The 12,011-nt window shown below is 38.5% G+C and carries 7 protein-coding genes; 6 read left to right on the top strand and 1 reads right to left on the bottom strand.

Annotation, left to right across the window (positions count from 1 at the left end):
• Positions 1-24 precede the first annotated feature (24 nt).
• Positions 25-3,963, bottom strand: coding sequence for a hybrid sensor histidine kinase/response regulator transcription factor (locus JCM16496_RS16635; protein WP_262482782.1), 3,939 nt, complete (start codon positions 3,961-3,963; stop codon positions 25-27).
• A gap of 362 nt (positions 3,964-4,325) precedes the next feature.
• On the opposite strand from JCM16496_RS16635, the gene JCM16496_RS16630 reads away from it, so the two are divergent.
• The 6 genes from JCM16496_RS16630 (at position 4,326) to JCM16496_RS16610 (ending at position 11,695) form a co-directional block, all read left to right on the top strand.
• A complete protein-coding gene (locus tag JCM16496_RS16630; RefSeq protein WP_227212851.1) occupies positions 4,326-7,610 on the top strand; it encodes a SusC/RagA family TonB-linked outer membrane protein in 3,285 nt (1,094 codons plus the stop codon).
• 49 nt (positions 7,611-7,659) lie between these two features.
• The gene (locus JCM16496_RS24220) at positions 7,660-8,298 is read left to right on the top strand and encodes a RagB/SusD family nutrient uptake outer membrane protein (protein ID WP_244440457.1); all 639 of its coding nucleotides are present in this window, start codon (positions 7,660-7,662) and stop codon (positions 8,296-8,298) included.
• A complete protein-coding gene (locus JCM16496_RS24215) occupies positions 8,280-9,296 on the top strand; it encodes a RagB/SusD family nutrient uptake outer membrane protein (RefSeq protein WP_244440456.1) in 1,017 nt (338 codons plus the stop codon). The genes JCM16496_RS24220 and JCM16496_RS24215 overlap by 19 nt, the downstream gene beginning before the upstream one ends.
• 12 nt (positions 9,297-9,308) lie before the next feature.
• Complete coding sequence (locus JCM16496_RS16620) at positions 9,309-10,094, top strand: SGNH/GDSL hydrolase family protein (protein WP_005834898.1); 786 nt, start codon at positions 9,309-9,311, stop codon at positions 10,092-10,094.
• Positions 10,095-10,162: 68 nt separating this feature from the next.
• Positions 10,163-10,840 (top strand): GDSL-type esterase/lipase family protein, encoded by a 678-nt coding sequence (locus JCM16496_RS16615; protein ID WP_005834897.1) that lies wholly within the window; start codon positions 10,163-10,165, stop codon positions 10,838-10,840.
• A gap of 39 nt (positions 10,841-10,879) precedes the next feature.
• Positions 10,880-11,695, top strand: coding sequence for an alpha/beta hydrolase (locus JCM16496_RS16610; protein ID WP_025835675.1), 816 nt, complete (start codon positions 10,880-10,882; stop codon positions 11,693-11,695).
• Positions 11,696-12,011: the final 316 nt, after the last annotated feature.

The following is a 12,011-nucleotide window of genomic DNA, read 5'->3' as shown; positions in this document are numbered from 1 at the left end:
ATATACTCCAAGCTATTGAGAAGTTCATTTTTCTTCTTTTTTCTTATATTCGGATGGCAAATATCCAAACTCCTCTTTAAAAAACTTGGCAAATTGTTTGGGCGAAAGCCCTACTTGATAAGATATTTGTGAAATATTCATTTGACTTCCTTCCAAAAGTTTTCTACCTCTTTTCAAGCGCAGTATCCGCATGAATTCCAAAGGAGATTTTCCTGTAATTTGCATTAACTTTTTATATAACCCACTACGACTCATTCCTATTTGAGCACTAAGTTCCTCTACTGAGAATTCTGAATTATCCATATTCTCCTCGACTATACGAATGGCTTTCTCTATCAGTTGTTCATCTAAAGAACTAATGGTTATTTCCGATGGAGAGATGTCCCTCGTTTTAAATTTATCATGGTTCTTCAAAGTCCACATCAACAACTTTCTTATACGTAATAAAAGTATTTCCAAGTTAAACGGCTTTGTAATGTATTCATCAGCTCCCTCCTTCAAACCACTAAGAATATGTTCTTCAGCCGTACGGGCCGTAAGTAAAATAATAGGAATATGAGAATAGCGGATATCAGTCTTTATTTTGCGGCATAATTCCATTCCGTCCATTACTGGCATCATTATATCACTGATTACCACATGGATTGATTGTTGCGCAAGTACTGTGAGAGCTTTCTTTCCATCAGACGCTTCATATACCTGATAATATTCTTGCAAACAACCGACAAGAAAACTACGAAAGTCATCATTGTCCTCTACTATCAGTAAAGAGTTCTTTTCTCTGTCCACTGAAGACATATCAGCATGAAACTGTTCTTCCACATCAAATGCTGATGTATCTTCTGTACAATTCAGTTTTAATGTCTTGGCAATCGGTAGGATAACTGTAAAAATAGTCCCTTGGGGATGATTATCCTCTACTTTTATCTCACCACCGTGGAGAGTAACATATTCTTTCACAATATGCAGACCGATACCACTCCCAATATAAGTAGTAGAAATGTGCTGTTCCTGAAAGAAACGGTCGAAAATCTTATCCTTATTCTCATTTTTGATACCGATACCGGTGTCACTTATTTGAATATGTATCTGTTCCCCATCACCGGCCAATATCTTGTCAATAGCAACTATCACACTACCATTATCATGATTGTACTTGATGGCATTTGACAGAAGGTTGGATATGATTCGCTGCACTTTGTTACGGTCAAAATCCATTTCTATTTTTGAAGTGTTGATACAAACTTTCAACTCAATATTATGCTTTTGCGATAACGCCTTGAAAGACTTGCATGTTTCGGCAATAAACTCAGTTATGTCTCCGTAAGACAAGGATAATTGTACCTTTTGCTGATCAAGTTTACGAAAATCCAACAACTGATTTACCTCATCAAGCAGAGTAGAAGCATTTCGATACATCAAGTCCAAATCGTCCTTGATTGGACCGGCTTTTTCCGAATGTATCAACTTCTCCAAGGGAGTTATGATAAGTGACAATGGAGTCCTTAAATCATGGCTTATATTTGTAAAAAAACGTATTTTCGCTTCATCCATTTCATGCTGCTGGGCCACTTCAAGTTCCCATTTTTGTTGTACCAGAATCCGTTGATGCCTAGAACGTAGACGCCTAAGCAAGAGTATACCTCCTGACAAGAACAGTACCATATAGATAACATAGGCTACCGGAGACAGCCAAAAGGGTGGACGTACCAGAATTGTCATATAAGATATTGGATTCCTACTACCGTGCAGTTCATTAACTTTCACTTGCAGATGATATATCCCTGGAGACAGTTTGTTGAAATAGATTCTATTTCCTTCAAAGCTGACCCATTCCTCTTTAGCATCCATCCGATATGCAAATTGAAGCTTATGCTGTGTTCCATAATCCATTGCAGAAATTTCCAATGCAAAATTACTATCAGAATAATCCATTGTAATTTCATCAAGCAACTGAATATTCTTTTGTAACAAGATTCGCCCGTCATGCATTTTTTTCTCTACGTCTACACGCTGATTGGCTAAATATAATCCGGTAAAAATAACTTTATGTTGCTTGGGGTGATACAAAGCCTGGTTAGGGTCTATCTTTAAATATTTTCCCGTACCTCCCATTAAAATTTCACCCTTCCGGTTACAATAAATTGAATAGTTGTTAAATGTAATATCCCCAATACCATCTTCATTAAAATAGGAATAACATCGATATTGCAGTTCTTGGGCAGTAGGGTCATCAACCACAATAATGTGAGTAATGCCACAATCTGTAGCTATCCACATATTTTTATTATGGTCTTCTACAATACCACGTATATAAGGATGAGATACACCATCATTTGTAGAAAGACGAGTAAGCGTTCTACTTTTTTCATCATAAATTCGAATTCCATGTCTGGTTCCAATCCACAACAATCCCCGTTGATCACGGTATAAGCAACTAATATGCATTTTTATCAATGACACTTCATTATCATTCCCTTTCACTGGAGCAAGTTGCTGTGTTTGAGTATTCAACTCATATAATCCCGTACTAGTACCAATATATAACATCGCATGGTCACTTGAATAGACCAAGTCTGTAATAGTATTGGTGTATAAACATGAATTCTCTTTTGTATAAGACGTTATTTTCCCTCCGTTATCTATACAATACAGACCGTGCATAAACGTTCCAACCCATAAATTCCCATATTTGTCATCAGCAATATGCCGGACATACTCTATTGGTTCCAAAGTCTGTTTAAAAGGGAAAAAGATTCCATTCTGTTCATAAAATATGCCACCCCCATAACTACCGAACCACATCTTGCCTTTGGAATCAAGATATGAACCTATAATAAGATTAGAGGGAATATTACTATTATGAGTATTAAACAACTTATAGTTTATTTGTTTGCTGTCATAGCAAGCCAATCCCTTTCCATCAAATCCAAGCCACAGTTTCCCATTCCTATCTTCTTGAAAACAACTGATATCTTCCTGCTCAGGAGTTTTACATATTTCAAAGGCGGTATTATTCAAATCAGTAAACGCAACCCCCTGCTTCGTCGTTCCAACCCACAGAATATCCTGATTATCTTTATAGAAACTATTAATGTGATTGCTCGACAAGGAAAAAGGAGTTCCTGAATCTCTATGAATGTGCATGAGATTATCGGCCTGTTCATTCAAGATGTATATGCCTTTACTATTGGTACCTATCCAGATATTACCATTCCCATCATCTATGATAGCTTTTACAATATCCGATTGTATAGTCTCTTTGCCAGGAAACTCAAACATCTTTCTATTTTGAATATCATAACACTGTAGATTGGAGGTATATATTGTATAAATCCATAATCTAAGCCGGGTATCCATATATATACGATGTTCTCCAGAGCGAGGAAGTTCTAATTGAACAATCTTCCGAACAGTTTTTGTTTCCCAGTCTACTTCTGCGATTTCCCCATTAGAAAATAACAAGCAAGAATACGATTGTCTGGAAACTATATGCAACAGTTCTTTATCCGGAAAAGATAATTCCTGAAGTTTTTTATCCTGAAAATCATAATAATATAGCTTATTCCCAGCCATGCACCATAAATTCTGCTCATAGTCAACATGTATCATTTCTATTTTATCATTTATTCCCAGTGGTCTCAACCGCTTTTCTATGTTACTTTCCAATTTATCCAACTCTCTATTGTAGTAGAAATATTGATCGGGAGTACGTACCCAAATAGTACCTGATGCGTCCTCCGATATATTATTAAAACAATTACTATAAGTATCAGAATCAGTAACCCAATATTGCTTGCATTGATAGCCATCATAACGATTTAAGCCATTAAGTGTCGCAAACCACATAAACCCGTATTGGTCACGTAACATAGCTATAACATAGTTATCTGAAATTCCAGACTTTACATCAAATGTTTGAAAAGTTAGCCGGGCATTAATCTGTGTGATATAGACTATCATACAAAATATGACTGTCAGTAAATGCTTCATATGGTAATAAGATGAATATGTTTGTATGCAAAGATAGGAAATTGCTTTAAATACATACAGTACAACTACTTCCCATTTGGGTAAAAACGCTTCCCGTTTGGGTAAAAATACGAACCGGACAGACTGAGAAACAAATTAGGAGTACTTCAGGTTATTGTTTCCTTACTTTTGTCCACAGAACGGCGGATTTGTAATTCGTGCTGTTTTTCTTAGATTCAAACATGTGGCGGGTATAAAGGTTGGTAACAATACCCGCCAGTGTTTTGAGCTACGAAAAATAAAATGGAGTGTCAACCTTTAAATTGATTTTAGTTATGGAGAATGGATAGGATATGGAGCAAAAAGAGATTTTACTCTCTTTAAAACAACAACGTTTTACTTTTAATAACTTTATAAATCTAATAAATTATCTGAGAAATATGAAGAATGTATTCATGGCAGGAGTTTTTATAACTCTTTTATTCTGCGGAAGTCCTTCTTTGTCGTGGGCAACTTCCTCCCATACTGTAGAAACAGTACAACAAAAACAAAAAATAGCAGGAGTAGTGGTTGACCAGAATGGAGAACCCATAATTGGAGCCAATATATTACAGAAAGGCACCAGTAATGGTACAATTACCGATATCAACGGTCAGTTTATACTGAATTGTCCAATAGGAACTCCACTGACGATATCTTACATCGGATTCTTGCAACAAACAGTAAAGGCAACTGTAAATATGAAAATTGTTTTGCATGAAGATAGCAAAACGCTGGATGAAGTAGTTGTCGTTGGTTATGGCTATGTAAAAAAAAGCGATCTTACCGGGGCTGTGGCACAAGTAAAAAGTGGAGATTTACTAAAAAGTTCCCCAGTAAGTCTAGAAAAGGGGCTACAAGGGCGCCTGACCGGTGTGAACGTGGTTTCAAACGATGGAGCTCCCGGTGGAGGAATCAGCATCCAGATTCGAGGTACAAATTCATTTCAAGGTTCTACTGAACCTTTGTATGTAATCGACGGAGTACCCATCGCAGACAGCAATGATGACACAATCAATTTTGACTCGAGCTCGCCCACTTACAATAATGCCTTGTCCTCGCTTAATCCTAGCGACATCGCATCTATTGAAATCTTGAAGGATGCCTCGTCAACAGCCATTTACGGTTCTCGCGGTGCCAACGGCGTAGTCCTGATTACCACCAAAAGCGGTACCGGACTAGATGTTAAAGACCAAATTTCATTTTCATATAAAACAACAATTAGCAATCCTGTGAAAAAGATAAAGGTACTTGGAGCACGTGATTATGCAACATACAGGAATCAATCTTACATCAACACCCAAGAAGTTTCCAATTTCCCTTGGGAACAAACCGACCTGCCTTTCCCCGGAGTTGAGAATGCAGAAGGCACTTATTTGCAAGGACCTGACGACTTCAGTAACGATCCGTACTATTGGCAAGATCAGATTTTCCGTACAGGAGTGACACATGACCTCAACTTAAATATTGCAGGACAGACCAAAGGATACGATTATGCTATAAGTGGAGGATATCTGAACCAAGAAGGTATCGTTGAAGGTTCGGACTATACACGCTATACCATAAAGCTAAACTTGAATAGACAAGTGAAAGATTGGCTGAAAGTAGGTACATCCATATCGGGTTCATTTGCAAATTCAAGTATTGTCAAGACTGCTACAAACAACCAAAATAACGGAACGGAAGGCATTATCCGCTCAGCATTGACTTATCCAGCAACACAAACCCAAGACGATTTGGATAATGAATATAGCATGGTAGCAGTGCCTACTCGATACGCTGATGCGTTGAACGAGAATCGAAACATATCTTTTAGGACTTCCAACTATTTAAATATAACGCTAACAAAAGGCTTGATTTTCAGAACTGTTCTTGGATATAACTATACTCATAATGATGCCAATAAATACTGGCCGAGAACTATGGCCGAAGGTAAATATGTGAACGGAAAATCATACGGTGGAGATAATTGGCGGTCATCATTGGTGTTCGACAATTTGTTAATGTTCAACCAAACTTGGGGTAAACATAATGTAAGCGCAACCGCAGGAACCTCCTGGGAAGCGTCCAGCAACTATAACAAAGTAGTTACAGTACAAGGCTTCGGTACGGATGCTACCAATGGTTGGCTGCTTCAAGATGCAAGTGAGATGCTATCAGCCACCTCTGGCAAGGGGGACTCACGTTTATTTTCACTGATCGGACGGCTTGCCTATAATTATGCAGGCAAATATTATCTGACTTTTACCGCACGTGATGACGTCTCCAGTAAATTTGCCAAAGGCAAGCGCGCAGCCTTTTTCCCCTCTGTCGGCTTCTCATATCGGCTGTCAGAAGAGAAATTCATGAAAGGAGTATCTCATATCTTTGATAATATAAAACTTCGCTATAGCTACGGAGCTTCCGGCAACCAGGCCATCAGCTCTTACCAAACTTTTGCCATTATGGCTGCAGCCAATTATCCATTCGGCACATCGGTTGAAAATGGATATGCAACGAATGTATATAATCCAGGAAATAAGGATTTAACATGGGAAACTACTTGGCAGCATGATGCAGGCATTGAATTGGATATATTAAAGCGGATATCATTGGAAGTAGATTATTATTATAAAAAGACCACGGATCTGTTGCAATACAAGCAAGTTCCCCCAAGCACCGGCATCTTACAGATACTTTCCAATAGCGGTTCTGTTATCAATCGCGGACTTGAAGCCAGCTTAAATGTAAGAGCAATTCAAAACAAAGACTTTTCATTGTCATTCGGTGGCAACATATCATTTAACAAGAATGAGATTTGCGATTTTGGCAAAGACCCGATGTTCCCCAACTCTATCTATAACAGCTTGCGCCCGTATGCTATTGCTGATGGTCATTCTATCGGTTCATTTTATGGTTTTGTCACAGACGGTATCTGGAACTCACGCGAGGAAGTCATTAATAGTAAGCAATTCCAAACCCAATATCCAGATTACACAGTGAACGGTTCTGATGCGGCTACAGAAGAAATAATTCGTAGAGACTGGATCGGTGAACTTAAATATAAAGATCTTGATGAAGACGGTTTTATCACAGACCAGGATCAAACATGGATTGGAGATGCAAATCCCAAGTATTTTTATGGATTCAATATGGACCTGACCTGGAAGAATTTCGATTTCAGCATTCTTTTTCAGGGTGTGGAAGGAAATGACGTATTCAATATGAACTCATTACGTTTTTATAACCTGGGACAGACCCAGAACGTTCCATACTACGTATATGAACAATCATGGAGCATAAATCCCAATAGCGGAATTGCCCCTAAGATATTCAATTATTCAGGACGTGACATTCGTTTTTCCAGATTATATCTAGAAGACGGCTCTTATTTAAAATTACGCACTCTATCCATAGGATATACAATTAGAAAACCATTTCAGTTCATAAATAGCGTACGGTTCAACGTGGTTGCCAATAACTTGTTGACCTTCACCAAATACCGCGGATATGACCCTGAGGTTAATTCTTTTGGCTCCACGCCTTCTTTAAGGGGTATTGATTCTGGAGCCTATCCCCAGCAGAGAAGCTTTACTTTGGGACTTAATGTTATTTTTTAATTAATAAAAACGAATCATGAAGAAAATACTATTGATAATGATATGCTCGATGGCAGCATTTGCAACAAGCTGTTCATTGGAAGAAACCCCTTATTCTATCACATCAGAGAAATTAGGTCAGACTGAAGAAGGAGCAGAACAACTAGTAACCGGTATCTATGCAACTTTTTGGGATAACTGGTGTATGGAACAGACGTATATGGCCTGGATGGACTACGACAACGATCATTGTGGGGCTCCAGCTTGGGTACTCAGTTCTGCAGGTAGCGGCGATATCACCGGACACTATGCCTATAATACAAACAATGATTTGTGGAGTGTCTTTTATAGAATGATCAGTCGGGCAAACAAAGCTAAAGAAGCTCTGGAATCTACAGATTCTTATCAGACAGAATCCGCTGTCAGGCAGTTGTATGATGAAACGCTTTTTCTACGGGCATTCGCTTATTTCCATCTGGTAAGAATGTATGGTGCCGTCCCATTGAGATTATCTTCGGAAGCAGAGACAGATTGTCCCAGAGCTTCCGTAGAAGCAGTCTACAACACAATTGTCAATGACCTGGAAACTTGCTTAGAATACATGTATTATACATCAGAAGCAATGTCGGCGCTTGGGGGCATGCAGATAAAACTGCTGCAGCACTATTATTGGCACGCGTATATTGCACTATGGGTTCCAGCGCATTAACCTGCAAAGGAAATACAGAAATAATTGTAGATATCAAGGGAGTGGATAAAAAATATACCTGCAATGCAGTTGAAGGAGCTGAAAACATAGATGCCCAGCAGTGTTATCAACGTGCAAAAGAGCTTTGCGACATGGTCATTGCACGAAGAGGTGTTGATTTTGATTTAGTAGAAGGGTATCTAAACCTTTGGGGTGGTAACAATAGGAAAAACAAAGAATTTGTATGGGGAGCAACCAGTGTAAGTGACGTAGACTTTCAAACATCAGGTTTACATAGCTATTACACTCCGGCTCCTTACGGTGGCAGTGGCGCATGGATATATATGGCCCCTAATCTATATACCCAATTTGACAAAGAGGATGACCGTATTGTGCACGGTGTATGGCATTACTTCCTAACAAGCTACACCTCCACAAAATGGGTTTCTTTTCCCTCTCTCTCGGACGAATATAATGCAGAGAGTCTACCGGACAATCTAAAAGCTTTTGTTCCTGATTTTAACGCGGAATATAAATACGGAGTGCCATGTCTGACTAAATGGTATAAAGGTGATATCTCTAATCCAACCTTCTTTAAACAGAAAGAAGCGTCACAATCAGAACAAGATGTAATTTTAATTCGCTATGCAGAAGCATTCCTGCTCAGAGCTGAAGCAGAAGTAGAATTGGGGGATATAACAGCTGCAATGAAAGATATTGATGTCATAAGAAAACGGGCAAAAGCTACAACCCTATATACAAATAAGGTGACCGATAAGATAGAGGCAAGAAGTTTAGTCCTGAAAGAACGTGCTTTGGAATTTTGCCAAGAATTCAATAGGAAATTTGACCTTTTACGGTGGGGACTATATTTAGACGTTATGAACGACACACAATTCATTGTCTGCGGCTCAGCCAACCGCTCTACCATTCGCTCAAAAAAGAACTTACTATATGCAATTCCGACTGCAGAAATTGCTGAGAACAAATTAATAGGAGCTAATAATTACGGTTATTAAGAGAAACAAAACATGAAAAGAATTATATTTCTAATGTTAGGATGGGGACTATGCCTGATAGTCCAAGCACAAACAACAAATTTTAGCAAATTGAACTTTGGTTGTGATGGCAGCAGCACTACCTCTGGCAACCAATGGTCAAAGACCGTAGTCGATTTATTGGGATTTGCATCACACCATAATGTTGCAGTTGGTTCGTCTACCTTTGCATGCCATCCTGATACACAAGATTACAACAGTGACAACTTTGCCGGAATTTCAGATGGATGGAAGCCTACAAAAGATAAGAAAGAATTGCAAATGAGACATAATAATGTATCCAAAGTACATATTCAGAAATTTATCTCAGAAGTAAAGGACGGTGTTTATCCTGCACCCGATGTTTTCGTTTTTGCAATGGGCTCAAATGATACAAAACTTGATGGAGTTGCAGAAGCATTATCAGCAAGAACGCTGGACGATGTTAATGTGACGACCATGGCAGGAGGGGCAAGATGGGCAATTCAAACTATACTTGAGAACTTCCCGGAATGCCGTGTATTCGTATGGTTGCCTATACAGACCGGGGACAAGGCAAAAAATGAAATGCATCGGAAACGAAATGAAGTGTTGCGCCAAGTCAGTCAAGCTTTATCCGTTCAGGTTATTGATTGTTACGGCGAAAGCGGTATTAGTCAGTTTTTCGAAAATTCCAACACCCGTGGGCGCTATCTAAAGGATGGAGTACATCCGGATATAGAAGGGCAACGATTGATAGGACGTTACATTGCTAAAGAGATTCGTAACAACTTCTTTTAAAAAGAACAGAATAATAACATTGGAAGATTCTTAGATGAGCTACCAATATTTACAAAAAGCTAAAGAGAATGAAAAAGAATATATCAATCATTTATTTTCTGCTGTTTGTGTATAGCATAGCAAACGCTCAAGATTCTTTGTATTTCAGAGCAAACGCCTATAAAGAACAGCTGGACAATTATTACAGCATGGATGAGAAAGATTTTCCTAAACCAGGAAGCATTCTTTTTATCGGCAGTTCCTCATTGGGCATGTGGAAAAATACCGGCAGTTATTTCCCCAATCATAGGGTTTTAAATCGTGCATATGGCGGTTCATGGATCAGCGACTATTTATACCACTATCAACGCCTGGTAGTAGCCTACAAACCGGCACAGATAGTGTTGTTATGCGGTGCGAATGATCTTTATAATGGCGTATCCATCGAACGTGTTTTCGAAGACATTAAGTGCTTCTGCCGTTTATTGGATATTCATCTTCCTGGCGTTCCGGTTATTCTCCTTTCTTTTCATCCATCCCCTTCTATGCCCGACTGGATTCCAAAGGAAAGAGAGGTGAACAAACTGATACAAGACTACTTCAAAGACAGCCACCAAGTTACCTACGTTGATATAACATCATGTCTATATGACAAGAATGGAGCTTTACCTGAAAAGTTCTATATTAGTGACAGGCTTCATCCCAGCGTACTTGCTTATAAAGAATTTGCCAAAATAATAGAACCTTATCTCATTAATAACAAATAACCCTGATTAATAATCACATACAATATTTTATTTATTAAAATGAAAAGAATACTTTTATGTTTGAGCGTTCTCATATGCACCTTTACCAACGCTCAGGAAACCGTCTACAAGACAATTGAAAATTTAACCTATGCAACATCGCAAGATGCATATGCTCAAGAACGGTGCAAGTTAGACATCTATTATCCTGAAAATCTAAAGGATTGCCCAACTGTAATATGGTTTCATGGAGGAGGATTGACTAGTGGCAATAAGTCCATTCCAACCAAATTAAAGAAAAGTGGCATGATAGTGATAGCTGTAAACTACCGTTTACTTCCCAAAGTAACAATCTCGGAATGTTTAGGCGATGCGGCAGCAGCCATAGCCTGGACTTTTAAAGAAGTAGAAAAATACGGAGGAAACAAAAAGAAAATATTTGTTTCCGGCCATTCGGCAGGCGGCTACCTCACTGCAATGATTGGATTAGACAAAAAATGGTTAAAAGAGTACAGTATAGATGCAGATTCCCTTGCAGGTCTGATTCCCTTTAGCGGCCAAGTCATTAGTCATTTTTCCTATCGTAAAATGAATGGTATTGATAATCTACAACCTACTATCGATGAATTCGCCCCATTATTTCATGTCAGAAAAGATGCCCCCCCCTTGATACTTATAACCGGTGATCGGGAGTTAGAGCTTTTGGGACGTTATGAGGAAAACGCTTACATGTGGCGGATGATGAAACTTGTCGGGCATGAAGACACTTATCTTTATGAAATCGGCGGGCATGGGCATGGTCCTATGGGTGAACCTGCTTTCTATATATTGCACCAACAGATAAAACGGATATTAAATACTCCCGCAAAACAGTGATATAATGCAAATCAACAGAAAGATTTTTACCATAAATTACACAATTTAATAACATGAAGAATATGAAATGATTTTTCTCTTTTAACAGTTCCAACGTCACTCTTCTTGATATTACTTCTATGATGTATGGAACTAATGGCAAACTTAGAGAAGAACTCTATCTAAAAGACCGATTACATATCACTCTGGAAGCCTATCGCATGATAGCAGATAAGCTTGAGCCATTATTAATAAGAAATAGGAATTAATAAACAGTCAAAAAAAGAAAGGAGAAAACACACTCATTATCAATATTCTAAATATTTCACCTAAAGTC

The sequence above is a fragment of the Bacteroides rodentium JCM 16496 genome, from assembly GCF_000614125.1.
Classification (GTDB): domain Bacteria; phylum Bacteroidota; class Bacteroidia; order Bacteroidales; family Bacteroidaceae; genus Bacteroides; species Bacteroides rodentium.
The sequence above is the reverse complement of the archived record's forward strand: the minus strand, read 5'-3'. Positions and strand labels throughout refer to the sequence as shown.

What these genes read in the sequence shown, in the direction of transcription:
- JCM16496_RS16635 (WP_262482782.1), bottom strand. Translation starts at nt 3,963, where the DNA reads ATGATAGTCTATATCACACAGATTAATGCCCGGCTAACTTTTCAAACA.
- JCM16496_RS24220 (WP_244440457.1), top strand. Translation starts at nt 7,660, where the DNA reads ATGGCAGCATTTGCAACAAGCTGTTCATTGGAAGAAACCCCTTATTCT.
- JCM16496_RS16630 (WP_227212851.1), top strand. Translation starts at nt 4,326, where the DNA reads ATGGAGCAAAAAGAGATTTTACTCTCTTTAAAACAACAACGTTTTACT.
- JCM16496_RS24215 (WP_244440456.1), top strand. Translation starts at nt 8,280, where the DNA reads ATGGGTTCCAGCGCATTAACCTGCAAAGGAAATACAGAAATAATTGTA.
- JCM16496_RS16610 (WP_025835675.1), top strand. Translation starts at nt 10,880, where the DNA reads ATGAAAAGAATACTTTTATGTTTGAGCGTTCTCATATGCACCTTTACC.
- JCM16496_RS16615 (WP_005834897.1), top strand. Translation starts at nt 10,163, where the DNA reads ATGAAAAAGAATATATCAATCATTTATTTTCTGCTGTTTGTGTATAGC.
- JCM16496_RS16620 (WP_005834898.1), top strand. Translation starts at nt 9,309, where the DNA reads ATGAAAAGAATTATATTTCTAATGTTAGGATGGGGACTATGCCTGATA.